The 24,743-nt window shown below is 59.8% G+C and carries 26 protein-coding genes and 1 tRNA gene; 2 read left to right on the forward strand and 25 right to left on the reverse strand.

What is annotated here, in order from left to right:
- Positions 1-80 precede the first annotated feature (80 nt).
- The 19 genes from der to trmJ all read right to left on the reverse strand — a co-directional run bounded on the left by der (position 81) and on the right by trmJ (position 16,865).
- Positions 81-1,550 carry a ribosome biogenesis GTPase Der gene (der, locus tag IB241_RS17885; protein WP_016977675.1) on the reverse strand — a complete coding sequence of 490 codons (1,470 nt, stop codon included), beginning with the start codon at positions 1,548-1,550 and terminating at the stop codon, positions 81-83.
- A 134-nt stretch (positions 1,551-1,684) separates the two neighbouring features.
- Positions 1,685-2,836 (reverse strand): outer membrane protein assembly factor BamB, encoded by a 1,152-nt coding sequence (gene bamB, locus IB241_RS17890; protein ID WP_192299560.1) that lies wholly within the window; start codon positions 2,834-2,836, stop codon positions 1,685-1,687.
- Positions 2,829-3,470, reverse strand: coding sequence for a YfgM family protein (locus IB241_RS17895; RefSeq protein WP_192299561.1), 642 nt, complete (start codon positions 3,468-3,470; stop codon positions 2,829-2,831). Before IB241_RS17895 ends, bamB begins: the two co-directional genes overlap by 8 nt.
- A gap of 41 nt (positions 3,471-3,511) precedes the next feature.
- Positions 3,512-4,801: a histidine--tRNA ligase gene (gene hisS, locus IB241_RS17900; protein WP_192299562.1), complete on the reverse strand. Its 1,290-nt coding sequence runs from the start codon at positions 4,799-4,801 to the stop codon at positions 3,512-3,514.
- Positions 4,802-4,824: 23 nt separating this feature from the next.
- Positions 4,825-5,934 (reverse strand): flavodoxin-dependent (E)-4-hydroxy-3-methylbut-2-enyl-diphosphate synthase, encoded by a 1,110-nt coding sequence (gene ispG / locus IB241_RS17905; protein ID WP_192299563.1) that lies wholly within the window; start codon positions 5,932-5,934, stop codon positions 4,825-4,827.
- Between the two features lie 2 nt (positions 5,935-5,936).
- Positions 5,937-6,944, reverse strand: coding sequence for a helix-turn-helix domain-containing protein (locus IB241_RS17910; protein WP_192299564.1), 1,008 nt, complete (start codon positions 6,942-6,944; stop codon positions 5,937-5,939).
- Positions 6,944-7,702 (reverse strand): type IV pilus biogenesis/stability protein PilW, encoded by a 759-nt coding sequence (gene pilW / locus IB241_RS17915; protein WP_192299565.1) that lies wholly within the window; start codon positions 7,700-7,702, stop codon positions 6,944-6,946. Before pilW ends, IB241_RS17910 begins: the two co-directional genes overlap by 1 nt.
- A 12-nt stretch (positions 7,703-7,714) precedes the next feature.
- Complete coding sequence (rlmN, locus tag IB241_RS17920) at positions 7,715-8,863, reverse strand: 23S rRNA (adenine(2503)-C(2))-methyltransferase RlmN (protein WP_192299566.1); 1,149 nt, start codon at positions 8,861-8,863, stop codon at positions 7,715-7,717.
- A gap of 28 nt (positions 8,864-8,891) precedes the next feature.
- Positions 8,892-9,317, reverse strand: coding sequence for a nucleoside-diphosphate kinase (ndk, locus tag IB241_RS17925; protein WP_017846179.1), 426 nt, complete (start codon positions 9,315-9,317; stop codon positions 8,892-8,894).
- 88 nt (positions 9,318-9,405) lie between these two features.
- Positions 9,406-9,606: a Fe-S cluster assembly protein IscX gene (gene iscX, locus IB241_RS17930; protein WP_192299567.1), complete on the reverse strand. Its 201-nt coding sequence runs from the start codon at positions 9,604-9,606 to the stop codon at positions 9,406-9,408.
- 14 nt (positions 9,607-9,620) lie between these two features.
- A complete protein-coding gene (gene fdx, locus IB241_RS17935) occupies positions 9,621-9,962 on the reverse strand; it encodes an ISC system 2Fe-2S type ferredoxin (protein ID WP_015372914.1) in 342 nt (113 codons plus the stop codon).
- 3 nt (positions 9,963-9,965) lie between these two features.
- Positions 9,966-11,828 (reverse strand): Fe-S protein assembly chaperone HscA, encoded by a 1,863-nt coding sequence (gene hscA / locus IB241_RS17940; protein WP_192299568.1) that lies wholly within the window; start codon positions 11,826-11,828, stop codon positions 9,966-9,968.
- Positions 11,829-11,881: 53 nt separating this feature from the next.
- Positions 11,882-12,403, reverse strand: a complete 522-nt coding sequence (gene hscB / locus IB241_RS17945) for a co-chaperone HscB (protein WP_192299569.1) — start codon at positions 12,401-12,403, stop codon at positions 11,882-11,884.
- Positions 12,404-12,411: 8 nt separating this feature from the next.
- Positions 12,412-12,735, reverse strand: a complete 324-nt coding sequence (gene iscA, locus IB241_RS17950) for an iron-sulfur cluster assembly protein IscA (RefSeq protein WP_010565230.1) — start codon at positions 12,733-12,735, stop codon at positions 12,412-12,414.
- A 28-nt stretch (positions 12,736-12,763) separates the two neighbouring features.
- The gene (iscU, locus tag IB241_RS17955) at positions 12,764-13,150 is read right to left on the reverse strand and encodes a Fe-S cluster assembly scaffold IscU (RefSeq protein ID WP_028617851.1); all 387 of its coding nucleotides are present in this window, start codon (positions 13,148-13,150) and stop codon (positions 12,764-12,766) included.
- A 99-nt stretch (positions 13,151-13,249) separates the two neighbouring features.
- Positions 13,250-14,464: an IscS subfamily cysteine desulfurase gene (locus IB241_RS17960; RefSeq protein WP_192299570.1), complete on the reverse strand. Its 1,215-nt coding sequence runs from the start codon at positions 14,462-14,464 to the stop codon at positions 13,250-13,252.
- Positions 14,465-14,514: 50 nt separating this feature from the next.
- Positions 14,515-15,006, reverse strand: a complete 492-nt coding sequence (gene iscR / locus IB241_RS17965; protein ID WP_003194020.1) for a Fe-S cluster assembly transcriptional regulator IscR — start codon at positions 15,004-15,006, stop codon at positions 14,515-14,517.
- Between the two features lie 302 nt (positions 15,007-15,308).
- Entirely contained in the window at positions 15,309-16,091 is a 783-nt protein-coding gene (gene cysE, locus IB241_RS17970; protein WP_192299571.1) for a serine O-acetyltransferase, read from the reverse strand.
- Positions 16,092-16,094: 3 nt separating this feature from the next.
- Complete coding sequence (gene trmJ, locus IB241_RS17975; RefSeq protein ID WP_192299572.1) at positions 16,095-16,865, reverse strand: tRNA (cytosine(32)/uridine(32)-2'-O)-methyltransferase TrmJ; 771 nt, start codon at positions 16,863-16,865, stop codon at positions 16,095-16,097.
- Positions 16,866-17,010: 145 nt separating this feature from the next.
- On the opposite strand from trmJ, the gene suhB reads away from it, so the two are divergent.
- Positions 17,011-17,826 (forward strand): inositol-phosphate phosphatase, encoded by an 816-nt coding sequence (gene suhB, locus IB241_RS17980; protein ID WP_003175971.1) that lies wholly within the window; start codon positions 17,011-17,013, stop codon positions 17,824-17,826.
- A 205-nt stretch (positions 17,827-18,031) separates the two neighbouring features.
- Here suhB and IB241_RS17985 read toward each other — a convergent pair whose 3' ends face one another.
- The 6 genes from IB241_RS17985 to queA form a co-directional block, all read right to left on the reverse strand.
- Positions 18,032-18,574, reverse strand: coding sequence for a glycine zipper 2TM domain-containing protein (locus tag IB241_RS17985; protein WP_192299573.1), 543 nt, complete (start codon positions 18,572-18,574; stop codon positions 18,032-18,034).
- Positions 18,575-18,697: 123 nt separating this feature from the next.
- Positions 18,698-19,612, reverse strand: a complete 915-nt coding sequence (gene secF / locus IB241_RS17990) for a protein translocase subunit SecF (RefSeq protein WP_016977660.1) — start codon at positions 19,610-19,612, stop codon at positions 18,698-18,700.
- Between the two features lie 9 nt (positions 19,613-19,621).
- Entirely contained in the window at positions 19,622-21,490 is a 1,869-nt protein-coding gene (gene secD, locus IB241_RS17995; RefSeq protein WP_192299574.1) for a protein translocase subunit SecD, read from the reverse strand.
- A 62-nt stretch (positions 21,491-21,552) separates the two neighbouring features.
- The gene (gene yajC, locus IB241_RS18000) at positions 21,553-21,891 is read right to left on the reverse strand and encodes a preprotein translocase subunit YajC (RefSeq protein WP_003175975.1); all 339 of its coding nucleotides are present in this window, start codon (positions 21,889-21,891) and stop codon (positions 21,553-21,555) included.
- 43 nt (positions 21,892-21,934) lie between these two features.
- On the reverse strand, positions 21,935-23,050 hold the full coding sequence (gene tgt, locus IB241_RS18005) for a tRNA guanosine(34) transglycosylase Tgt (protein WP_003175976.1): 1,116 nt from the start codon (positions 23,048-23,050) through the stop codon (positions 21,935-21,937).
- Positions 23,051-23,055: 5 nt separating this feature from the next.
- Positions 23,056-24,105 carry a tRNA preQ1(34) S-adenosylmethionine ribosyltransferase-isomerase QueA gene (gene queA, locus IB241_RS18010; protein ID WP_192299575.1) on the reverse strand — a complete coding sequence of 350 codons (1,050 nt, stop codon included), beginning with the start codon at positions 24,103-24,105 and terminating at the stop codon, positions 23,056-23,058.
- 108 nt (positions 24,106-24,213) lie between these two features.
- Between queA and IB241_RS18015 the strand changes: the two genes are divergently transcribed.
- Positions 24,214-24,298, forward strand: a tRNA-Leu gene (locus IB241_RS18015).
- Positions 24,299-24,743: the final 445 nt, after the last annotated feature.

Genomic DNA, 24,743 nt, shown 5'->3' on the forward strand with positions numbered 1-24,743 from the left:
AGGCACAAACCCTCGCGCACAAAAAAGGGCTCCAAAGGAGCCCTTTCTTGAGGCTTGACGCTTACAACTTGAAGCTGCCGTTACTTCTTGTCACGACGCTTCTTGTCGGCCTTCTTGTGGTGAGTCATCAAACGACGCTTCTTGTTCACCTGACGGTCAGTCAGTGTGTTCTTGTTGCCTTCGTACGGGTTCTCGCCACCCTTGAACTCGATACGGATCGGTGTACCGACCAGTTTCAAGACACGGCGGTAGGTGTTTTCCAGGTAACGCACATAGGACTTCGGTACCTTCTCGATCTGGTTACCGTGGATCACGATAATCGGCGGGTTGGCACCACCCAAGTGGGCGTAACGCAGTTTGATCCGGCGGTTGTTGACCATCGGCGGCGCATGCTCGCCAACCGCATCTTCCAGGATCTGGGTCAGGCGGTTGGTCGGCCAACGGGTCACGGCAGACTTGAACGAGTTCTGCACGGACGCGTAGAGGTTGCCCACGCCAGTGCCGTGCAATGCCGAGATGAAGTGAATGTCGGCGAACTCGACGAAGAACAGCCGACGTTGCAGCTCGATCTTGACGAAATCGCGCTCGCTCGGCGTCATGCCGTCCCACTTGTTGATCGCGATCACCAGTGCCCGACCGGCCTCGAGGGCAAAGCCCAGCAGGTTGAGGTCGTGGTCCACCACGCCTTCGCGGGCGTCCATCACAAAGATCACCACGTTGGCGTCTTTGATCGCTTGCAGGGTTTTGACCACCGAGAACTTTTCAACTTCCTCGTGGATCTTGCCGCGTTTGCGCACACCGGCGGTGTCGATCAGCGTGTACTTTTCCTCGTTGCGTTCGAACGGGATGTAGATGCTGTCGCGGGTGGTGCCGGGCTGGTCATAGACGATGACGCGGTCTTCACCGAGCATGCGGTTGACCAGGGTCGACTTGCCGACGTTGGGACGACCGATGATAGCGATCTTGATACCGTCTTTTTCGCTCGGGCCAGGAATGCGCTTGGCTTCCTCACCTTCGGCGACGATTTCCTCTTCGCCCTCTTCTTCCTCGACGTCATCCTTGGGGAAATCGCGCAGGGCAATTTCCAGCATCTGGGTGATGCCGCGACCGTGGGCACCGGCGACCGGGATCGCATCGCCCAGGCCCATCGGGCTGAATTCGGCACGGGCAGCTTCAGGATCGATGTTGTCGATCTTGTTCGCGACCAGATAGGAACGCTTGTTGCGCTTGCGCAGGTGCTCGCCAATCATTTGGTCGGCAGCGGTGTAGCCCGCACGGGCGTCCACCAGGAACAGCACGACGTCGGCTTCTTCAATGGCGAGCAGCGACTGCTCGGCCATTTTTTCGTCCATGCCGTGCTCGTCACCGGAGATACCACCGGTGTCGACAATAATGTAGGAGCGCCCTTGCCACTTTGCCTCACCGTATTGGCGATCACGGGTCAGACCGGACAAGTCGCCGACGATGGCGTCGCGAGTCCTGGTCAGGCGGTTGAACAAGGTGGACTTGCCGACGTTAGGTCGGCCCACCAGGGCGATTACGGGAACCATGCGGCTCTCCACTTCGTTATTTCAGAAAATACAAAAGCCGCTGCATGGCAGCGGCTGGTGCTCGGGGCAGCATAATCAAATGCCGCATGCCCCGCCGAAGCGGGGCCGCCTGGGTGTTACCCCAAGCATAGTTCTTACTTGATGGTCAGGGCTTCCAGCTTGCCGCTGTTGCCAAACACATAAAGCATGTTACCCACGACCAGCGGACGCGCACGCAGGCCGTCGCTGTCGATACGCTCGCGACCTACGAAGCGACCATCCACCTGGCTCAGCAGGTGCAGGTAGCCTTCGAAGTCGCCAACCGCTACGTAGCTGGAGAACACTTCCGGTGCCGACAGTTGACGGCGGGCCAGGGAGTCGTTGCTCCACAGTGCAGTGGTGGAACGCTCGTCGACACTTTCAACGGTGCCGGACGCCAGGCTTACGTAGACGCTGCCAAACCCTTGGGCGACACCGGCGTAGCTGGAAGCATCACGCTGCCAGTTCACACGACCGCTCTGCAGGTCCAGTGCCGCGACACGGCCCTGGTAAGTGGCGACGTAGAGGGTTTCGCCCGACAGCAGCAAGCCACCGTCGATGTCCACAACGCGATCCAGCTCGGAACGACCTTGTGGGATAGCCACACGGGTTTCCCAGGCCGGTACGCCGTTCTGGGTGTCCAGGGCGACTACTTTACCGGTCGACAGGCCTGCAACGGCCAGATTATTGGTCACAACCGGACCACTGGTGCCGCGCAACGTCAGTACCGCCGGGGTGCTGTCGTACAACCAGCGTTGCTGGCCGGTGCTGGCGTCGAGGCCAATCACACGATCGTCCTGGGTTTGCACCACGACGATGTCACCGTTGGTGGCAGGCGGTGCGAGAACTTCACTGGTCACGCGAGCGCGCCATTTCTCTTCACCGGTGCTGGAATCCAGGGCTACGACTTCGCCTTTCAGCGTGCCGAGCATCACCATGCCGTAACCTACGCCGACGGCGCCGGAGACAGGCAGTTCGAGGTCTTTCTTCCACTTCACGTCGCCGTTGAGGCGATCCATGGAGATCACCACGCCGGTTACGTCGGCGGCAACAATGTTGTCACCGTCGATCGCCGGCACCAACATGTTGTAGGTTTCACCCTGGCCATCACCGATGGAGCGGCTCCACTGCTTTTGCAGGACCACTTCTTCCTTGAAGCTGGTCAGCTCCGCAGGAGGCAGTTCTTTCTTGCTGTTGCTGCTGCAACCCGCGGCCAGAACGGCCAGAGCCAGCAATGCTGCATGTTTCCAACGGATCACGTCACGCATCCCCTTTGGCCAAGTCGTCGAGCTTGATTTGTAAGCCACCGACCGCCGCTTCATCAGACAGCGCCGCCTTGGCTTTTTTGTACGCAGCATTGGCTTCGTCGGTACGACCCAATTGGACCAGGAGGTCGCCCTTGAGCTCTTCGCGAGTGGCTACAAATGCCTTGTCAGCATCGCCGTCGAGCAGTTTGAGTGCTTCGTCGGCCTTGTTCTGTGCTGCCAGTACCTGAGCCAGGCGCTGACGTGCGATTTCACCCAGGGTCGGGTTCTTCGGCTTGTCGGCGATGGCCTTCAGCTCGGAGGCGGCGTCATCCAGCTTGCCGGTGTCGACCGCGACTTTCGCGACGAACAGGCTGCCGTACTGGGCGTAGGTGCTACCGCCAAATTCGTTTTTCAGCTTGCCGGCCAGGTCTGCAACCTGTGCCGGGTCAGGCTTGCCATCCGGAGTCAGCGTGGTTTCCAGCAACTGCTGGTAGAGGACCGAGGCGCCTTGGGACTGGTTGGCCTGATACTTGTGCCAGGCTTGCCAGCCGAACACCACCACTAAAGCCAGCAGGCCGCCAGTAACCAGGGGCTTGCCGTTACGCTGCCACCAGTCCTTGAACTCGGCCAGTTGCTCATCATCAGTACTCGACACCCCAATACTCCTTAATCGCTAAATTCGGCTGTTCGACAGCTTCAACCCTGCACGACGCAGGTGGCCAAGTGCGCAGCGAGCGCATCAAAGGCAATGTTCTGTTGCTCGCCCTGGCCACGCAGGGGTTTGAAACCTATCACTTGCTGGGCCAGTTCGTCATCGCCAAGGATCAGCGCATACAGCGCGCCGCTCTTGTCGGCCTTCTTGAACTGGCTCTTGAAGCTGCCGGCGCCGGCATTGACCTGCAGGCGAAGGTTCGGCAGTTGGTCCCGCACCTTCTCGCTCAAGGCCAGGGCGGCCAGTTCGGCGGCCTCGCCAAAGGCGCAGAGGTACACATCCACCTGACGGGAGATTTCTTCCGGGACCTTTTCCAGGGTTTCCAGCAGCAGGATCAAGCGCTCGATGCCCATGGCGAAGCCCACGCCAGTGGTCGGCTTGCCGCCCATCTGCTCGACCAGGCCATCGTAGCGCCCACCGGCGCAGACGGTGCCCTGGGCGCCGAGTTTGTCGGTGACCCACTCGAACACGGTCTTGCTGTAGTAATCGAGGCCGCGCACCAGTTTGGTGTTGATCACGAACGGGATACCGGCAGCATCCAGGCGAGCCTTGAGGCCCTCGAAGTGAATGCGCGACTCGTCGTCCAGGTAATCGGCCATTTTCGGCGCGTTGACCAGTACGGCTTGGGTGTCGGCGTTCTTGGTATCGAGCACGCGCAGCGGGTTGGTTTTCAGACGGCGCTGGCTGTCTTCGTCCAACTTGTCCAGGTGAGCGGACAGGTACTCGACCAGGGCCACTTTATAGCGGCCGCGGGATTCGCTGGTGCCCAGGCTGTTGAGTTCAAGCTTGACCGCGTCACGGATGCCCAGCAGGCCCCACAGGCGCCAGGTCAGCACGATCAGCTCGGCGTCGATGTCCGGGCCGTCGATGTTGAACACTTCCAGGCCGATCTGGTGGAACTGGCGATAACGGCCTTTCTGTGGCCGTTCATGGCGGAACATCGGGCCGATGTACCACAACTTCTGCGGCTGGCCGGCACCGGTGAGGCCATGCTCCAGCACGGCGCGCACGCACGCGGCGGTACCTTCCGGACGCAGGGTCAGGGAGTCGCCGTTGCGGTCTTCAAAGGTGTACATTTCTTTTTCGACGATGTCGGTCACTTCACCGATGGAGCGCTTGAACAGCTCGGTGAATTCGACGATCGGCATGCGGATCTGCTTGTAACCGTAGTTATCCAGCAGGCGCGCGACGGTGCTTTCGAAGTAGCGCCACAACGGCGTCTGCTCCGGCAGGATGTCGTTCATGCCGCGAATGGCTTGCAGAGACTTGCTCACATCAAATCCTTAAATTCGTTCAATCAGCCGCGCGCGATCAGCGCTGCGTCAGCTGCGACCTTTTCGGCCGCTTTCTCGCGGATCAGCTTTTCAAGCTCGTCCACCAGATTGTCATTCGTCAATTTCTGCGACGGCTTGCCGTCGATGTAAATCAGGTTCGGTGTACCGCCGGTCAAGCCCACATGAGCTTCCTTGGCTTCGCCCGGACCGTTGACCACACAACCGATCACCGCTACATCCAGTGGCACCAACAGGTCTTCAAGGCGCAATTCCAGATCGTTCATGGTTTTCACCACGTCGAAGTTCTGCCGCGAGCAGCTCGGGCAGGCAATGAAATTGATGCCACGGGAGCGCAAACGCAGGGATTTGAGAATGTCGTAACCGACTTTCACTTCCTCAACAGGGTCTGCCGCCAGGGAGATGCGGATGGTATCGCCAATCCCTTCGGCGAGCAGCATACCGAGACCCACCGCAGATTTCACTGTGCCTGAGCGCAAACCGCCCGCTTCAGTGATACCCAGGTGCAACGGCTGCACGATTTCCTTGGCCAGCAGGCGGTAGGCTTCGACCGCCATGAATACGTCGGAGGCCTTTACGCTGACCTTGAAGTCCTGGAAATCCAGGCGTTCGAGGTGCTCAACGTGACGCAGCGCCGACTCAACCAGTGCTGCCGGCGTAGGCTCGCCGTATTTCTTTTGCAGGTCTTTTTCCAGGGAACCAGCGTTGACGCCGATACGGATTGGAATACCGCGATCACGGGCAGCATCCACCACGGCACGCACACGGTCTTCGCGACCGATGTTGCCCGGGTTGATCCGCAGGCAGTCCACACCCAGTTCGGCTACGCGCAAGGCGATCTTGTAGTCGAAGTGAATGTCGGCAACCAGTGGCACCTTGACCAACTGCTTGATGCGACCGAAGGCTTCGGCGGCGTCCATGTCCGGTACGGAGACGCGCACGATGTCGACACCAGCCGCTTCCAGACGATTGATCTGGGCGACGGTGGCGGCCACGTCATTGGTGTCGCTGTTGGTCATGCTCTGGACCGCGATGGGGGCATCGCCACCCACAGGCACCGAGCCAACCCAGATCTTGCGCGATACGCGACGTTTGATTGGAGATTCGCCGTGCATGACTATTGTCCCAACTTGAGGCGAGCGGTCTCGCCACTGGTGAACGGCGCCACGTCCACAGGCTGGCCGTTGTAGGCCACTTGCGCGCCACGGGCAAAGCCCAGACGCAGCGTCAAAGGAGGCTTGCCGGCCTGGTCGAGCGTATCTCCCTTACGCTTCAGACCGCTAAACAGCACCTTGCCATTGCCATCGGTGAGTTGCGTCCAGCAGTCGGCGATGAAAGTGACCTGTACGCGGCCATCACCGGCGATCAACGCTGGGGTGGTCGGCGCGGAAATCGCAGGGGCGGCAGGCGTGGCTGAAGCAGGCGCTTGTGCCGGTGCGGCTGGCGTATGCGCCTGCGCAACCGGGGCGGCTGGGGTGGCCTGGGCGTGAGCCGGTGCAGCCGGCGTCGCGGGAGTCGGTGCAGCGGCGGTCGCGGCTGGCGCGGTTTCCGGGGCGGGTTGCTCGGTGGCAACCGGCGCTTCGGGGGCAGCCTGGCCTTCGGCAACAGCCTGGTCTTCCGGCTCATCCAGTGGATGAATCTGGGTGGTGCCGTCGGCGCTTTCGACTTCGACGTGCTCCATGGCGTTGCTGGTCATGTCTTTGGTGCGCTGGGAGGTCTGGTCTTGCCACCAGACAAAACCACCGCCGATCACGGCTATCAGCAGCAACAGGCTGACAATGCGCAGAATCGTGTGGGAAACCCGCACCGGCTCCTCGATACGGCCCAAGCCGTGGACATTGCTGCCCTGGGAATCCGTACCGGTGAATTGGTCGAACTCCTGGACCAGTATGGCTTGGTCGATGCCGAGCAATTTGGCGTAGGCGCGGATGTAGCCACGGGCGAAGGTATGCCCCGGCAACTTGTCGAACGCGCCGGCTTCCAGGTTGGCCAGGGATGTGGTGGTCAAATTGAGCTTGAGGGCCACTTCCGCCAGCGACCAACCATTGCTTTCGCGGGCCTGACGCAAGGTGTCGCCTGGGTTTACGCGATTAGCTGCTACAACTTCCGGGTGCGCCGCTTTCATCATTGCTCCGACAGGTATTGCTGATATTCCGGCGTACCGGGATAGAGTCGTTCGAGTTGCTGGCCAAAACGTGCGGCCGTGTCGCGTTCTTCATGAACCGTCGCCAGCCGCACACCGAGCAATAGACTACGTGCATTTTGCCCGCTGAGCAGGCTAAAACGCTCGTAATAGTCACGTGCCGGCACATAATGCCTGTCTTCGTAGGACAACTCAGCCATTTCGAGCAAGGCCCGCGGCTGACGCCCATTCAAGTGCAGGGCTTTTTCCAGTTGCTGGCGAGCGCTGTCGCGCTGGCCTAGACGCAGCGAGGTCACTGCGAGGTTCTCGAAGACACGGGAACGCTCAGGATAGAGGGTATCGGCGCTGGCTTGCTGGAAATAAAGGGCGGCCTGGTCATAACGTTTCTGCTCGAACAGGAAACTGCCGTAGTTGTTCAGCAGCCGTGGGTCGGCAGGACGGGCGGCCAGGGCCTTGTTGAAATACTGGCCGGCCAGTTCCGGCTCGGCCTGGGCCTGGAACACCAGGGCCAGCGCGGCATTGGCGTCCGCATCGTCGCTGTCCAGCTCAAGCGCCTTCTTCAGCGGCACCTTGGCCTGTTCGCTCAGACCCTGTTGCAGATAACCCAACCCCAGTTGCACATAGGCAACCCGCGCCTCATCACGGCCTTTGCCGGTTTGCAAAGGGCTCTCGTAGCCCGATGAAACACAACCGGCCACAAGGCCGGTAACAAGCAAAAGCAGCGCAAGGCGCAAGGGCATAGAGATCCTCTCTCAGATTCGATTCACGGCAATGAGCGGCAAATCGTCGGCGGCATTCACTTCGCGCCCGGCGATATAACGTTCACTGCGGCGGGTGCGGTCCATCACCTGCCCGACCAGTTGGCCACAGGCGGCGTCGATGTCTTCACCACGGGTGGTGCGGACGGTGACGTTGTAGCCAGCCTGGTGCAGTTGATCCTGGAAACGGCGGATCGCGTTGTTGCTCGGCCGCTCGTAGCCAGAATGGGGAAACGGGTTGAACGGGATCAGGTTGATCTTGCACGGGGTGTTCTTGAGCAACTCGATCATCTCGACGGCGTGTTCGACCTTGTCGTTGATGTCCTTGAGCAGGGTGTACTCGACGGTCAACACGCGTTTCTCACCCAAGGTCGCCATGTAACGCTGGCAGGATTCGAGCAGCATCTTAAGCGGATACTTCTTGTTGATCGGCACCAATTGGTTACGCAATGCGTCATTGGGTGCGTGCAGCGACAACGCCAGGGAGACGTCGATGTGCTTGGCCAGCTCATCGATCATCGGAACCACGCCGGAGGTCGACAGGGTCACGCGGCGCTTGGAGATGCCGTAGCCCAGGTCGTCCATCATCAGGTGCATGGCGGAGATGACGTTGTCGAAGTTCAGCAGCGGCTCACCCATGCCCATCATCACCACGTTGGTGATGGCACGGTCGACGGTCGCCGGGACGCTGCCAAAGGATTTGTTGGCAATCCACACCTGGCCGATGACTTCGGCGGCGGTGAGGTTGCTATTGAAGCCTTGCTTGCCGGTGGAGCAGAAACTGCAATCCAGGGCACAGCCTGCCTGGGACGAAACGCACAAGGTGCCACGTTTGCCCTGGGGAATGTATACGGTCTCGACGCAGCTGCCGGACGCCACGCGCACCACCCACTTACGGGTGCCGTCGCTGGAGATGTCCTCGCTGACCACTTCGGGACCACGCACCTCGGCAATAGCCTTGAGCTTGTCGCGCAGGGCCTTGCTGACGTTCGTCATGGCGTCGAAATCATCGACGCCAAAGTGGTGAATCCATTTCATTACCTGACCGGCACGGAAACGCTTCTCCCCGATTGAGTCGAAGAATTTCTCCATTTCCGGCTGGGTCAGACCCAGCAGGTTGGTTTTAACAGTCGATGTAGTCATGGATTCACCTTCACTCTTAAGCCAATGCTTAGCGAGTGGTTACTTCAGTAGCTGCGAAGAAGTACGAGATTTCACGAGCAGCTGCGGCTTCGGAGTCCGAACCGTGAACAGCGTTGGCGTCGATGGAATCAGCGAAGTCAGCACGGATGGTGCCGGCAGCAGCTTCTTTAGGGTTGGTAGCGCCCATCAGCTCACGGTTCAGAGCGATAGCGTTTTCGCCTTCCAGAACCTGAACAACAACAGGACCGGAGATCATGAAGGCAACCAGGTCGCCGAAGAAACCACGAGCGCTGTGCTCAGCGTAGAAGCCTTCAGCTTCGGCTTTGGACAGTTGCTTGAGTTTCGAAGCTACAACCTTCAGGCCGGCTTTTTCGAAACGAGTGGTGATCTCGCCGATGACGTTTTTTGCAACAGCGTCAGGCTTGATGATGGAGAAAGTACGTTGAACAGCCATGGTGTAACTCCAGAAACGGTAATTTACGAAAAATTAAACCCGCGAATTATACGCGGGTTATCGGGTATTGCCTAACCTGCGGGGATGATCAGTCGATTTCTTCGATCCAGAGCGCCTGGACCGCTTCCAATACCTTCTCGCCACAGCGGCCAGAGGTGTTGTCGAAATCGGGAAGCTCCATGATCCAGCGCTGCAGATCAACGAAGTTGACCTTCAACGGATCCACATCCGGCTTCGCTTCAGCGAGCTCTTCAGCAATGCGCTGTACATCATTCCAACCATATTTCATGACAGTACTACCAATCAGTGCGGCGCTTCGGCCGCATGGTTGAGCGAATATTTCGGAATTTCGACGGTGATGTCTTCAGTCCCGACCTTGGCCTGACAGCTTAGGCGCGAATGCGCCTCCAAGCCCCATGCGCGATCGAGAAAATCCTCTTCCAGCTCGTCGGCCTCTTCCAGAGAGTTGAACCCCTCGCGGATGATGCAGTGACAAGTGGTGCAGGCGCAGACGCCGCCGCAGGCACTTTCGATCTCGATGTGGTTGTCATGGGCAACTTCGAGGATGGACTTGCCGGTCTCAGCCTCCACGACCATACCGTCCGGGCAATGCTCGGCGTGTGGCAGAAAAATGACCTGCGGCATTAATTATTCCTCGATTTCATTCAGGTTGCGTCCCGCCAGGGCGGCTTTTACCGTCTGGTCCATGCGGCGGGCGGCAAAGGCATCGGTCACTTGCGACAGGCGCTTGGTCTGCTGCTCGATGGCATAACCATCGGTGCCCTTCATCAGTTCGGCCAGTTCCTGCATCTGCAGGTCGATGACCATGCGCTCTTCGGCGTCCAGCAGGCGCTCGCCGTCGACATCCAGGGCGCCCTGCACCGCTTCGAGCAGGCGCTGGGCATCCACTTGTTGCTCACGCAGTACGCGGGCGACCTTGTCGTCACTGGCGTGCTGGAACGAATCCTTGAGCATCTTGGCGATTTCACCATCAGTGAGGCCATAGGACGGCTTGACCTGGATGCTCGCCTCAACGCCCGAACCCATCTCGCGCGCGGCCACGTTCAGCAGGCCGTCGGCGTCGACCTGGAAGGTCACGCGGATCTTCGCCGCACCCGCCACCATCGCCGGGATGCCACGCAATTCAAAGCGCGCCAGGGAGCGGCAGTCGCTGATCAGCTCGCGCTCGCCTTGCAGCACATGGATCATCATGGCCGTCTGGCCATCTTTGTACGTAGTGAAATCCTGGGCGCGGGCGACGGGGATGGTGGTGTTGCGTGGAATCACCTTCTCCATCAGGCCGCCCATGGTTTCCAGCCCCAGGGACAATGGAATCACGTCAAGCAGCAGCAGTTCGCCGCCGTCACGCTTGTTGCCGGCCAGGGTGTCGGCCTGGATGGCGGCGCCAATGGCGACGACTTGATCCGGGTCGATTTCGGTCAACGGCTGGCGACCAAAGGCTTCAGCGACCGCCTCACGAACGCGCGGCACGCGAGTTGAACCACCGACCATGACCACGGCGCCGACATCTTCCAACTCGATACCGGAATCACGCACGGCGCGGCGGCAGGCCTTGAGGCTGCGGGCGACCATCGGCTCGATGAGCGAATCGAAGGCTTCACGGGTCAGTTGGGCCGACCAGTTGCCGTAGGAGACGTCAACAGATGCAGCGTCAGTCAGTGCTTCCTTGGCGGCACAGGCGGTTTGCAACAGGTTGCGTTGCGCGCCCGGGTCCAGGTCGGCAGACAAGCCGGCGCTGCTGATGATCCAGCCCGCGATGGCGTGGTCGAAGTCGTCACCGCCCAAGGCACTGTCGCCTCCGGTGGCCAGCACTTCAAACACGCCGCCGGTCAGGCGCAGGATCGAAATATCAAAGGTGCCGCCGCCCAGGTCGTAGATCGCAACCAGGCCTTCGGCATGCTGGTCGAGGCCATAAGCCACCGCTGCCGCCGTCGGCTCGTTGAGCAGGCGCAGCACGTTCAGACCGGCGAGTTTTGCCGCATCCTTGGTGGCCTGGCGCTGGGCGTCATCGAAGTACGCCGGAACGGTGATCACCGCCCCCACCAGTTCGCCGCCCAAGGTGGTTTCCGCACGCAGGCGCAGCACCTTGAGAATATCGGCCGACACTTCCACCGGACTTTTCGGGCCCTGGACGGTGTCGATGAACGGCATGTGGGACTCGCCACCGACAAAGCGGTACGGCAGCTGGTCACCCAACTGCTTGACGTCGGACAAACCACGCCCCATCAGGCGCTTGACCGACAGCACGGTGTTCAACGGATCGGTAGACGCCGCCAGCCTGGCTGACTCACCCACTTCGGTACGGTCAGCGTGGTAACGCACGGCGGACGGCAGGATCACCTGGCCATCGGCGTCGGGTAGTGGCTCGGACAGGCCGCTGCGCAAGGCAGCGACCAGGGAATTGGTGGTGCCCAGGTCAATCCCGACCGCCAGGCGACGCTGGTGCGGTTGAGGGCTTTGGCCGGGTTCGGCGATTTGCAGTAGGGCCATGGTAATCAGGTCTTATCTGTCTATCAGGCGTGCATCACGGGCAGCACACGGGGTTAATCGTCGAGGCGCTCTTCTAGCTGGCGCACTTCGTAGGTGAGCTTGTCGAGGAACTGCATGCGCCGCATCAGGCGTTCGGCCTGTTCGCGTTGCGCAGCGTCATCCCAACAGGCTGCGAAGCTTTCGTTGAGCTCATCCTGGGCCGTTTTCAGACGACGCTTGAAGACTGCGACACCGGCCAGATCGGCCTCGTCCTGCAAGTCTTCGAGCTCTTCGCGCCACTGCATCTGCTGCATCAGGAAGTCAGGGTCATGCACGGTCACTTCCAGCGGCAACTCGCCACCGTTCATCGCGAGCAGGTAGCGCGCGCGTTTCGGGGGGCTTTTGAGCGTCTGATAGGCTTCGTTGAGGCTGGCCGACTGCTCCAGCGCCAAGCGCTGCTCACGTTCGGTAGCGTCAGCAAAGCGGTCCGGATGCACACCACGCGCCAATTCTCGGTAGCGCGTGGCAAGCTGCTCAAGGTCCAGCCGAAAACTCGGCTGCAGCTCGAATAAAGCGAAATGACAAGGAGTACCCACGAATAGCCTCAGATGTTGAAGCTTTCGCCGCAGCCACATTCACCGCGTACGTTGGGGTTGTTGAACTTGAAGCCTTCGTTCAACCCTTCCTTGACGAAATCGAGTTCGGTGCCGTCCAGGTAGGTCAGGCTTTTAGGGTCGATGATCACTTTCTCGCCGTGACTTTCGAACACCTGGTCTTCCGCAACCACCTCGTCGACGAACTCCAGCACATAGGCAAGGCCGGAACAGCCCGTGGTGCGTACACCCAGACGAATCCCCTCACCTTTACCGCGCCCATCCAGGGAGCGTCGCACGTGCCGCGCAGCCGCTTCTGTCATGCTGATAGCCATCGTTGACTCCTTACTCGTCGCCAAATGCTTAGATCAAGCCTTTCTTCTGCTTGTAGTCGCGAACGGCCGCCTTGATGGCGTCTTCTGCGAGTACGGAGCAGTGGATTTTCACTGGCGGCAGGGCCAGTTCTTCGGCCAGCTGGGTGTTGCTGATGGTGACAGCCTCATCCAGGGTCTTGCCTTTCATCCATTCGGTCGCCAGGGAGCTGGAGGCGATGGCCGAACCGCAGCCGTAGGTCTTGAACTTGGCGTCTTCGATAACGCCCGCGTCGTTGACCTTGATCTGCAGGCGCATGACATCGCCGCACGCCGGGGCGCCGACCATGCCGGTGCCGACGTCTGGGTCTTCCGCGTCCATCTTGCCGACGTTACGCGGGTTTTCGTAGTGGTCGATGACCTTTTCGCTGTAAGCCATGGTACTGAATCCTCACTCATCAGGGCCGCTCTGGAACCCTGTAGACACGCCTGCGTTTTCCGCCACGTGCCTACAGAGCCGGGGTGGCGGCTTCTATATTTAGTGTGCTGCCCACTCGATCTTGGAAATGTCGACACCGTCTTTGTACATGTCCCACAGCGGCGACAGAACGCGCAGCTTGTTGACGGCTTCGCAGACTTTCTGCGCGGCGTAGTCGACTTCTTCTTCGGTGGTGAAGCGGCCGAACGTAAAGCGGATCGAGCTGTGTGCCAGTTCGTCGTTGCGGCCCAGGGCGCGCAGTACGTACGACGGCTCAAGGGACGCCGAGGTGCAGGCCGAACCGGACGAAACCGCCAGGTCCTTGAGCGCCATGATCAGCGACTCGCCTTCGACGTAGTTGAAGCTCAAGTTCAGGTTGTGCGGTACACGGGCGGTCATGCTGCCGTTGATGTACAGCTCTTCAAGGTTCTCGACCTGCTTGTAGAAGCGGTCGCTCAGGGCCTTGATACGGATGTTTTCGGCAGCCATGTCTTCCTTGGCTACACGGAAGGCTTCGCCCATGCCGACGATCTGGTGGGTTGCCAGGGTGCCCGAACGCATGCCGCGCTCGTGACCGCCGCCGTGCATGGTGGCTTCGATGCGTACGCGAGGCTTGCGGCTCACGTACAGCGCGCCGATGCCTTTAGGGCCATAGGTCTTGTGGGCGGAGAACGACATCAGGTCGACTTTCAGCTTCGACAGGTCGATGTCGACCTTGCCGGTGGACTGGGCCGCATCGACATGCAGCAACACGCCTTTGGAGCGGGTCAGCTCGCCGATGGCCGCGATGTCGTTGATGGTGCCGATTTCGTTGTTCACGTGGATCACGGAAACCAGAATGGTGTCTTCACGCAGCTCGGCTTCGATCATGGCCGGAGTGACGATACCGTCGGTGGTTGGTTCAAGGTAAGTGACCTCGAAACCTTCACGCTCCAGTTGGCGCATGGTGTCGAGGACAGCCTTGTGCTCGATCTTGGTGGTGATCAGGTGCTTGCCTTTGGTCGCGTAGAAGTGCGCGGCGCCCTTGATTGCCAGGTTGTCGGATTCGGTAGCACCGGAGGTCCAGACGATTTCGCGCGGGTCGGCATTGACCAGGTCAGCGACTTGGCGACGAGCGTTCTCGACCGCTTCCTCGGCCTTCCAGCCAAATACGTGGGAACGGGAGGCAGGGTTGCCGAAGTTTCCGTCAACCAGCAGGCACTCGCTCATCTTTTGCGCGACACGCGGATCAACCGGGGTGGTCGCTGAGTAATCAAGGTAAATCGGCAATTTCATGGACTTTCTCCTAAATCAGGCTGGCTGGCGTGCCGTTAGCTCTTCGGCTGTCACTCGACGGCGGACGCTTCGATCTTGTCCAGACGCGGCGCCTTGGTATTGCAACGGCGCTGGTCCTGACGCTGGGCTACTTCTTGCACCTCACGGCGAGTCACAAGATCAGCCAAGCTGATACCACTCAAAAACTCATGGATCTGCAGGCTCAAGTCACACCACAGGTGGTGCGTCAGGCAGGTGTCGCCGGCATGGCAATCACCCAGACCCTGGCATTTGGTGGCGTCGACGGATTCGTTGACCGCATCGATCACCTGGGCGACCTGGATGCCCTGCATATCGCGGGACAGCTGATAGCCACCACCCGGCCCACGCACACTGGAAACCAGATTGCTGCGGCGCAATTTGGCGAACAGTTGCTCAAGATAGGACAGGGAAATGCCTTGGCGCTCGGAGATATCGGCCAGGGACACCGGCCCAGTTTGCGCGTGCAAAGCCAAGTCAAGCATGGCAGTCACCGCGTATCGGCCTTTTGTAGTCAGTCTCATGGACAAGTACCAAGGTGTTTCAGAATGGGAGCGAGTATGCGATTCCCGAGTATTTAAGTCAACTATAAGACCTAGTACTTTAGTCAGGATTACCCGTAAAAAGGGCGCGCGAATCATAGCAGGATGGGGTGGTGACGAACAGCGGGAAGGCGACCGGACTGGGACCGCGAGACCAACGGAGATCAAAAGTGGGAGCGGGCTTGCTCGCGAAAGCAGTGAGCCAGTCAATATATTTGGCGACTGATACACCGTATTCGCGAGCAAGCCCGCTCCCACAAGGGGTTTGCGGCGATTGCGAGAACTCAGCTCGCCCTGGTAGCCGCTTCGTCCTTGATTTCGGCGAAGTCTTCTTCGCGCAACTCAGGCAGCTCCTTCGCACAGTAAGGACTCCCCAGATCCTTCAACGCACCGCACATACCCTCCAGCTTGCCGTCCACCGCTTGCAGATGATCGAGCAACTGGCCAATGGCACGCGCCACCGGGTCAGGCATATCTTCGCTGACGCCATAGGCATCGAAGCCGATCTTCTCGGCCATGGCCTTGCGCTTGGCTTCCTGCTCTTCGCCGACTTCCGGCTTGACGATAATGCGCCCGGGAATGCCGACAACGGTGGCGCCAGGCGGCACAGCCTTGGTCACGACGGCGTTGGACCCGACTTTCGCGCCGGCACCAACGGTAAACGGGCCGAGCACCTTGGCGCCCGCTCCGACCACCACACCATTCTCCAGGGTCGGATGGCGCTTGCCCTTGTTCCAGCTGGTGCCGCCAAGGGTCACACCCTGGTAGAGCGTCACGTCGTCGCCGATTTCTGCGGTCTCGCCGATAACAATGCCCATGCCATGGTCGATAAAGAAGCGACGCCCCACCTTGGCTCCCGGATGAATCTCGATCCCCGTCATCCAACGCCCGAAGTTCGACACCAGCCGCGCCAGCCATTTCCAGCCCATGCCCCACAACGCGCTGGACAAGCGGTGAATCCAGATAGCGTGCATGCCCGGGTAGCAGGTCAGCACTTCAAAGGCGTTGCGCGCCGCCGGGTCCCGGTGGAAAACACTTTGGATATCTTCTCGCAAACGCTCGAACATTTTTTAATCCTTCCGCTTTAGAAGCTCACCACGGGCCGCTTTCTGGGTTTCCGTGAGGATGCCACGCAATATATTCATTTCCGCCCGGCTGACCGAGCTGCGTCCGTACAAGCGACGCAGGCGCGCCATCAAGTGCCGTGGTTTTTCAGGATCGAGGAACTCGATGGCCACCAGGGTTTGCTCCAGGTGCTCATAGAACCGCTCCAGCTCGTCCATGGTGGCCAGCTCGCCACTTTTGGTCGAAGCGACTTCTTCCTTTTCCACTTTGCTCGGCTGGCCAGCAGCGGCCAGCCAGGCCATGCGCACTTCGTAAGTCAACACCTGCACCGCCGCCCCAAGGTTCAAGGAACTGAACTCGGGATCTGATGGAATGTGTACGTGGTAATGACATCGCTGCAGCTCGTCATTGGTCAGGCCGGAATCTTCACGACCGAATACCAGGGCGATTTCGGCGCCACCAGCGGCCTCCTCCACCACTTTGGTTCCGCATTCGCGCGGATCCAGCAGCGGCCAGGGGATGCGGCGGTCGCGGGCGCTGGTGCCGAGCACCAGGTTGCAGCCGACCAAGGCGTCTTCCAGCGTGGCGACCACCTGTGCATTTGCAAGGATGTCATTGGCGCCCGAAGCGCGGGCATCGGCCTCGTGGTGCGGGAACACGCGCGGCTCGACCAGCACCAGGCGCGTCAGCCCCATGTTTTTCATGGCTCGCGCCACCCCGCCGATATTGCCGGGATGACTGGTATTGACCAAGACGACACGAATGTTTTGCAGCAAGGGAGGCGCTCTCGGACACAGGAAAGGGGAGCAAATCTTACAGAACCGCCTAAGGTTATGCCATGAAAGCGAACGTCGTCCTTCACCTGAAGAAAGTTTCTGCTAGAATGCCCGGCTTTCTTTAACAACCTTAGGTGACACATCCATGCAGCCCATGCTGAATATCGCGCTGCGCGCCGCCCGCAGCGCCAGTGAATTGATCTTCCGCTCCATCGAGCGCCTGGATACCATCAAGGTCGACGAAAAAGACGCCAAGGATTACGTATCCGAGGTGGATCGCGCCGCCGAACAGAAAATCATCGACGCGCTGCGCAAGGCCTACCCTACCCACGGCATCCTCGGTGAAGAAACCGGTTTGCACAAAGGTAGCGGCGAAGGCGAAGACTACCTGTGGATCATCGACCCGCTGGATGGCACCACCAACTTCCTGCGCGGCATTCCACACTTTGCCGTGAGCATCGCGTGCAAATACCGTGGCCGCCTGGAACACGCAGTCGTACTGGACCCGGTCCGTCAGGAAGAATTCACCGCCAGCCGTGGCCGTGGCGCCCAGCTCAATGGCCGTCGCCTGCGTGTCAGCGGCCGCACCAGCCTGGACGGCGCCCTGCTGGGTACCGGCTTCCCGTTCCGTGACGATCAGATGGACAACCTGGAAAACTACCTGGGCATGTTCCGCGCCCTGGTTGGCCAGACCGCCGGCATCCGCCGCGCTGGCGCAGCGAGCCTGGACCTGGCCTACGTGGCCGCCGGCCGGTTTGATGCGTTCTGGGAGTCGGGGCTGTCCGAGTGGGACATGGCTGCAGGCGCCCTGCTGATCCAGGAAGCAGGCGGCTTGGTGAGCGACTTCACTGGCGGTCACGACTTCCTTGAGAAAGGTCACGTGGTTGCGGGTAACACCAAATGCTTCAAGGCAGTATTGACGGCAATCCAGCCGCACCTGCCGGCCTCGCTGAAGCGCTAAGCGAGCGAGCACAAAAAAGCACCCTTCGGGGTGCTTTTTTTTGCCTGGGATTGCGGTAACACTGCATTTCCTGCCACAACACATACTGAATGTGGGAGCGGGCTTGCCCGCGAATGCGGTGGGCCAGTCAATACATCCGGTGACTGACACTCCGCTTTCGCGGGCAAGCCCGCTCCCACATTTTGAACTGCACCAGGCTTATGGGTTACTGCTGATTCTGGCCGAGGATCAGACGCCCTTCTTTATCCACAGGAATCTGGCCACCCGGATCGCGATCCATACGCACGGTGCCTTCCTTGCCATCCAGGTTGTAACGCACGTCGTAACCGACCACTTTGTCGCTAATGTCATTGACGGTGTTACAGCGGGTTTGCGTGGTGGTGTAGGTATCGCGGTTCTGCATGCCTTCCTGAACCTTGTTACCGGCATAACCGCCACCGACCGCACCGGCCACAGTGGCCAGCTTTTTACCGTTACCGCCACCGACCTGGTTGCCCAACAGGCCACCGGCCAGCGCACCGACCACGGTGCCGACTATTTGATGTTGATCCTGTACCGGCTTCTGCCGGGTCACGGCGACGTCCTTGCAGACCTCGCGTGGTGTCTTGATCTGGGTTTTCACCGGCTGCACCGCCAGCACTTGCGCATACTCAGGGCCGCTTTTTACCAGGCTATAGGTGGCAAAAGCACCCCCGGCAGTCACACCGACAGCACCCAATACCGCACCAACCAGCAACGACTTGTTCACATGAACCTCCTGACCATCACAAACGGACGGAAACGTCCGCGCTATACCCAGCCTTGGAGCAAAAAAAAAGGCACGAGTTCAATACTCGTGCCTTTCTTGTCACAGCGGATCAACAACGGCCCATCAAGGGCGGTCGTCGACCTCCTTGCCAGTGCTGGCCGGAGGGATCAGGTCTTCGCTGTTGAGGTTCAGCCAGATCAGCACCACGTTGGCGATGTAGATCGACGAGTAGGTCCCCGCCAGAACGCCGATGAACAGCGCCAGGGAGAAGCCCCACAGGTTATCGCCACCGAAGATCATCAGCGCCGCAATCGCCAGCAAGGTGGAGATCGACGTCGCCATGGTCCGCAGCAGGGTCTGGGTGGTGGAGATGTTGATGTTCTCGATCAACGACGCCTTGCGCAGTACGCGGAAGTTCTCACGAACCCGGTCGAATACCACGATGGTGTCGTTGAGAGAGTAACCAATGATCGCCAGCACGGCTGCCAGTACGGTCAGGTCGAAGGTAACCTGGAAGTACGCCAGGATACCCACGGTCACGATCACGTCGTGGATCAGCGACACAATCGCGCCGACGCCGAACTTCCACTGAAAGCGGAACGCCAGGTAGATCATGATGCCGACCAGCGCCATCAGCATGCCGAGGCCGCCCTGGTCGCGCAGTTCTTCACCCACCTGCGGGCCGACGAACTCGACACGCTTGACCGACGCCGGGTTGTCGCCGCCGACCTTCTGCAAGGCCTCGGCTACCTGGTGACCCAGTTGCGGGTCTTCGCCCGGCATACGCACCAGCAGGTCGGTGGTTGCACCGAAGCTCTGCACGATGGCTTCGTGATAGCCGGCCTTGACCAGCTCGTTGCGCACCAGGGTGACGTCGGCGGGCTTCTCGTAGGTCAGCTCGATGAGCGTACCGCCGGTGAAGTCCAGACCGTAGTTCAAGCCCTTATGGAACCAGCTGAACAACGCCAGAACGGTAAGGAGCACAGTGACGCCGAACGCAACGTTGCGAACGCCCATGAAGTTGATTGTACGTAACATGGCAGCCCCTTAAATCCACAACTTCTTGAAGTCACGCCCGCCAAAGATCAGGTTGACCATTGCGCGGGTCACCATGATGGCCGTGAACATCGAGGTAAAGATACCGAGGGACATGGTCACCGCAAAACCTTTGACCGGGCCAGTGCCCATGGCAAAGAGAATCCCGCCGACCAGCAAGGTGGTCAGGTTGGAGTCGAGAATCGCGGTAAATGCCCGGCCGAAGCCTTCGTTGATTGCACGCTGTACGGTCATGCCGGCGGCGATCTCTTCACGGATCCGCGAGAAGATCAGCACGTTGGCGTCTACCGCCATACCCATGGTGAGTACGATACCGGCGATACCTGGCAGGGTCAGTGTAGCGCCCAGCAGCGACATCAGGGCCAGCAGCATCACCATGTTGCCCGCCAGGGCCACGGTGGCGATGACGCCGAAGAAGCGATAGATGGCGATGATGAACAGCGACACGAACAGCATGCCCCACAAAGCCGCATCGATACCCTTGGTGATGTTGTCGGCACCCAGGCTCGGGCCAATGGTGCGCTCTTCAGCGAAGTACATCGGCGCCGCCAGGCCACCGGCACGCAGCAGCAGTGCCAGCTCGGACGACTCGCCCTGACCGTTCAGGCCAGTGATGCGGAATTGAGCACCCAGCGGCGACTGGATGGTCGCCAGGCTGATGATCTTCTTCTCTTCCTTGAAGGACTGTACCGGCACATCTTTCTCTACACCGTCGACCACTTGCTTGGTGTAGGTGGTGACCGGACGCTGCTCGATGAAGATGACCGCCATGCTGCGACCGACGTTGCTGCGCGTGGCGCGGCTCATCAGCTCACCACCGTGGCCATCCAGGCGGATGTTTACTTCAGGCGTGCCGTGCTCGCCGAAACCGGCCTTGGCGTCGGTCACCTGGTCACCAGTGATGATCAGGCTACGCTCGATCAGTGCAGGCGGGCGGTTGCCTTCGCGGAACTCGAATTCCTCGGAGGTGGCCTTGGAAGCTCCCGGCTCAGCGGCCAGGCGGAATTCCAGGTTGGCGGTTTTACCCAGGATACGCTTGGCTTCAGCAGTGTCCTGTACGCCCGGCAATTCGACCACGATGCGATTGGCACCCTGGCGCTGAACGATCGGCTCGGCCACACCCAGTTCGTTGACGCGGTTACGTACCGTGGTCAAGTTCTGCTTGATGGAGTATTCGCGGATTTCCGCCAGCTTGGCCGGGGTCATCGCCAGACGCAGTACAGGTTGACCGTTCAGGTCGGCCGGTACGATGTCGAAATCGGTGAAGTTCTTGCGTACCAGTGCACGGGCCTGTTCGCGGGAAGCCTCGTCAGAGAAGCCCAGCTGGATGGCACCGTTGAGCTGCGGCAGGCTGCGATAACGCAATTTCTCTTTGCGCAGCAGGCTCTTCACATCGCCCTCATAGACTTTCAGGCGTGCGTCGAGGGCCTTGTCCATGTCGACTTCCAGCAGGAAGTGCACACCACCGGACAAGTCCAGACCCAGCTTCATCGGGTGCGCGCCAATGCTGCGCAGCCATTTTGGCGTGGTCTGTGCCAGGTTGAGCGCGACAACGTAGTCGTCGCCCATGACCTTGCGCACGACATCTTTGGCCGGCAATTGGTCTTCTTGCTTGGTCAGGCGCAACAAGCCGCCCTTCGCATCAGCTGCCAACGTTGCCGCCTTGACCTGGATACCTGCGTCAGTGAGCGCTTTGCTCGCGCGTTCCAGATCAGCCTGATTGACCTGCAGCGAAGTGCTGGCGCCAGTGATCTGGATCGCAGGGTCATCAGGGTAGAGATTGGGAGCGGAATAAATAAAACCGATCGCCAGCACCGCCAGGATCAGTACGTATTTCCACAGAGGGTATTTGTTCAGCATCACGCCGCCCGCTTATGACGCGGGGCGCCTTGCGCGCCCCGTCGATTGGTAAAGGTTGTTACTTAGATCGCTTTGAGCGTGCCTTTTGGCAGCGTGGCGGCGATGGCGCCCTTCTGGAACTTCATTTCCACAGTGTCGGAAACTTCCAGCACCACGAAAGCATCGGAAACCTTGGTGATCTTGCCGGCGATGCCGCCAGTGGTCACGACTTCGTCACCTTTCTGCAGGCTGCCCAGCAGGTTTTTCTGCTCTTTGGCGCGCTTGGCCTGTGGGCGCCAGATCATCAGGTAGAAGATGACCAGGAAGCCGACCAGGAAAATCCACTCGAAACCACCGCCCATAGGACCGGCAGCGGCAGGCGCAGCGGCATCAGCCATGGCGTTAGAGATAAAAAAGCTCATTTAGCACTCCAGTTGCAAATAGTGAATCTTAGGGTCGGAAAACTCAGTCCAAGGGCGGCACAGGAAGCCCGCGCTTGGCATAGAAGGCATCGACGAAGGCGGCCAATGTACCCTGTTGAATAGCCTCGCGCAAACCAGCCATCAGGACTTGGTAGTGACGCAAATTGTGGATGGTATTCAACATGCTACCCAGCATTTCCCCACACTTGTCCAGATGGTGCAGATAAGCACGGGAGAAGTTCTGGCAGGTGTAGCAATCACAGGTGGGATCCAGCGGCGAATCATCATGGCGATGGAACGCGTTACGGATCTTCAGCACGCCTGTATCGATGAACAGATGCCCATTGCGGGCATTACGGGTTGGCATCACGCAATCGAACATGTCCACACCGCGGCGCACACCCTCTACGAGATCTTCCGGTTTGCCAACGCCCATAAGGTAACGAGGTTTGTCAGCAGGCATCAGGCCCGGCAGATAATCCAGCACCTTGATCATCTCGTGCTTGGGCTCGCCAACCGACAAGCCGCCGATGGCCAGGCCATCAAAGCCGATCTTGTCGAGGCCTTCCAGCGAGCGTTTGCGCAGGCTTTCGTGCATGCCGCCCTGGACGATGCCGAACAGCGCCGCGGTGTTATCACCATGTGCGTTCTTCGAGCGCTGGGCCCAACGCAGGGACAGCTCCATGGAGATCCGCGCGACGTCCTCATCGGCCGGGTACGGTGTGCACTCGTCGAAAATCATCACGATGTCGGAGCCCAGGTCGCGCTGCACCTGCATCGACTCCTCCGGGCCCATGAACACTTTGGAACCGTCTACCGGCGAGGCGAAGGTCACACCCTCTTCCTTGATCTTGCGCATGGCCCCCAGGCTGAACACCTGGAAACCACCGGAGTCGGTGAGGATCGGGCCTTGCCACTTCATGAAGTCATGCAGGTCGCCATGCTTCTTGATCACTTCCGTGCCCGGACGCAACCACAGGTGGAAAGTGTTGCCGAGGATGATCTCGGCGCCGGTGGCGACGATGTCGCGCGGCAACATGCCCTTGACGGTGCCGTAGGTGCCGACCGGCATGAACGCCGGGGTCTCCACGGTGCCGCGCGGGAAAGTCAGGCGACCGCGACGGGCTTTGCCGTCGGTAGCGAGCAATTCAAACGACATACGACTCATAGTTGTTCCTCTGGGCCGCGTGGCGCCGGGTTGCGGGTGATAAACATCGCATCACCGTAGCTGAAAAAACGGTACTCGTTGGCGATGGCGGCCTGGTAAGCGGCCATGGTTTCCGGGTAGCCGGCAAATGCCGAGACCAGCATCAACAGCGTGGATTCGGGCAGATGGAAATTGGTGACCAGGCAATCGACCACATGGAACGGTCGGCCCGGGAAGATAAAGATGTCGGTGTCGCCGCTGAACGGCTTGAGCACGCCATCACGTGCCGCGCTTTCCAGGGAGCGCACGCTGGTGGTGCCTACCGCCACCACTCGCCCGCCACGCGCCTTGCAGGCGGCCACAGCGTCGACAACTTCCTGGCTGACTTCCAGCCACTCGCTGTGCATGTGGTGGTCTTCGATGTTATCCACACGCACCGGCTGAAACGTGCCGGCCCCCACGTGCAGGGTCACATAGGCGGTCTCGACGCCCTTGGCGGCAATCGCATCCAGCAGTGGCTGGTCGAAATGCAGCCCGGCGGTCGGCGCGGCAACGGCACCCAGGCGCTGCGAGTAGACGGTCTGGTAGCGCTCGCGGTCCGAGTCTTCGTCGGGGCGATCGATATAGGGTGGCAGCGGCATATGGCCGACACGCTCCAGCAGAGGCAACACCTCTTCTGCGAACTTGAGTTCGAACAGGGCGTCATGGCGCGCCACCATCTCGGCTTCGCCACCACCATCGATCAAGATGCAGGAGCCCGGTTTCGGCGACTTGCTGGAGCGCACATGGGCCAGCACACGATGGCTGTCCAGTACGCGCTCTACCAGGATTTCCAGCTTGCCGCCGGAAGCTTTCTGGCCAAACAGCCGCGCCGGAATCACCCGGGTATTGTTGAACACCATCAGATCGCCTGGGCGCAAATGCTCCAGCAAATCAGTGAATTGACGGTGTGCGAGGGCACCGCTGGGCCCGTCCAGGGTCAGCAGTCGACTGGCGCGACGCTCGGCCAAAGGATGGCGAGCGATCAGCGAATCAGGAAGCTCAAAAGTAAAGTCAGCAACGCGCATGATGGAGTTCGTCTAGCAGGGCCGGGAAGTCTAGCGGAAATAGTGAAAATTGACCATGAAAGGTGATTGACCAACGGTAATCTCATCTCTATACTTCGCCGCCATTGAGCCCTGATGGCGGAATTGGTAGACGCGGCGGATTCAAAATCCGTTTTCGAAAGGAGTGGGAGTTCGAGTCTCCCTCGGGGCACCATCTTAAAAAAAGACCTTGAATTTCAAGGTCTTTTTTTTCGTCTGTAGAAAAGCGCGGAACGCATCAAGCCTTCCTTTAGCAGGCGATCTATCGTGCCGAGCCCTCTCCAGGAGCGCCCAGACACGCCAAGACAACACGACCCTCCCCCCCTACCGTTCATCGCCACTTACGAGCCTCCAAGGACCCGCTGGAGAGCGCTTCGGAGTGCCGGGTAGATTGACTCCAGCAGCGACCGAAACGTACTCAAAAATCATAAACTTGCCCGGGACTGAAAACGTCGATGAAAGGATAAACCGGCCCTTCCTGGGCTTTTTTTCGCGCCCAAAACAAAACCCCATCTGCTTTCGCAAATGGGGTTTCGGAATTTAATCTTGACGATGACCTACTCTCACATGGGGAAACCCCACACTACCATCGGCGATGCATCGTTTCACTGCTGAGTTCG

The organism is Pseudomonas sp. PDM05, from assembly GCF_014851685.1.
Taxonomy (GTDB): Bacteria; Pseudomonadota; Gammaproteobacteria; order Pseudomonadales; family Pseudomonadaceae; genus Aquipseudomonas.

Excerpts from the sequence above, each read along its gene's own strand:
- der (WP_016977675.1), bottom strand. The coding sequence starts at position 1,550 with ATGGTTCCCGTAATCGCCCTGGTGGGCCGACCTAACGTCGGCAAGTCC.
- bamB (WP_192299560.1), bottom strand. The coding sequence starts at position 2,836 with ATGCGTGACGTGATCCGTTGGAAACATGCAGCATTGCTGGCTCTGGCC.
- ispG (WP_192299563.1), bottom strand. The coding sequence starts at position 5,934 with ATGCACGGCGAATCTCCAATCAAACGTCGCGTATCGCGCAAGATCTGG.
- IB241_RS17910 (WP_192299564.1), bottom strand. The coding sequence starts at position 6,944 with ATGAAAGCGGCGCACCCGGAAGTTGTAGCAGCTAATCGCGTAAACCCA.
- pilW (WP_192299565.1), bottom strand. The coding sequence starts at position 7,702 with ATGCCCTTGCGCCTTGCGCTGCTTTTGCTTGTTACCGGCCTTGTGGCC.
- rlmN (WP_192299566.1), bottom strand. The coding sequence starts at position 8,863 with ATGACTACATCGACTGTTAAAACCAACCTGCTGGGTCTGACCCAGCCG.
- ndk (WP_017846179.1), bottom strand. The coding sequence starts at position 9,317 with ATGGCTGTTCAACGTACTTTCTCCATCATCAAGCCTGACGCTGTTGCA.
- iscX (WP_192299567.1), bottom strand. The coding sequence starts at position 9,606 with ATGAAATATGGTTGGAATGATGTACAGCGCATTGCTGAAGAGCTCGCT.
- fdx (WP_015372914.1), bottom strand. The coding sequence starts at position 9,962 with ATGCCGCAGGTCATTTTTCTGCCACACGCCGAGCATTGCCCGGACGGT.
- hscA (WP_192299568.1), bottom strand. The coding sequence starts at position 11,828 with ATGGCCCTACTGCAAATCGCCGAACCCGGCCAAAGCCCTCAACCGCAC.
- iscA (WP_010565230.1), bottom strand. The coding sequence starts at position 12,735 with ATGGCTATCAGCATGACAGAAGCGGCTGCGCGGCACGTGCGACGCTCC.
- iscU (WP_028617851.1), bottom strand. The coding sequence starts at position 13,150 with ATGGCTTACAGCGAAAAGGTCATCGACCACTACGAAAACCCGCGTAAC.
- IB241_RS17960 (WP_192299570.1), bottom strand. The coding sequence starts at position 14,464 with ATGAAATTGCCGATTTACCTTGATTACTCAGCGACCACCCCGGTTGAT.
- iscR (WP_003194020.1), bottom strand. The coding sequence starts at position 15,006 with ATGAGACTGACTACAAAAGGCCGATACGCGGTGACTGCCATGCTTGAC.
- cysE (WP_192299571.1), bottom strand. The coding sequence starts at position 16,091 with ATGTTCGAGCGTTTGCGAGAAGATATCCAAAGTGTTTTCCACCGGGAC.
- suhB (WP_003175971.1), top strand. The coding sequence starts at position 17,011 with ATGCAGCCCATGCTGAATATCGCGCTGCGCGCCGCCCGCAGCGCCAGT.
- secF (WP_016977660.1), bottom strand. The coding sequence starts at position 19,612 with ATGTTACGTACAATCAACTTCATGGGCGTTCGCAACGTTGCGTTCGGC.
- secD (WP_192299574.1), bottom strand. The coding sequence starts at position 21,490 with ATGCTGAACAAATACCCTCTGTGGAAATACGTACTGATCCTGGCGGTG.
- yajC (WP_003175975.1), bottom strand. The coding sequence starts at position 21,891 with ATGAGCTTTTTTATCTCTAACGCCATGGCTGATGCCGCTGCGCCTGCC.
- tgt (WP_003175976.1), bottom strand. The coding sequence starts at position 23,050 with ATGTCGTTTGAATTGCTCGCTACCGACGGCAAAGCCCGTCGCGGTCGC.
- queA (WP_192299575.1), bottom strand. The coding sequence starts at position 24,105 with ATGCGCGTTGCTGACTTTACTTTTGAGCTTCCTGATTCGCTGATCGCT.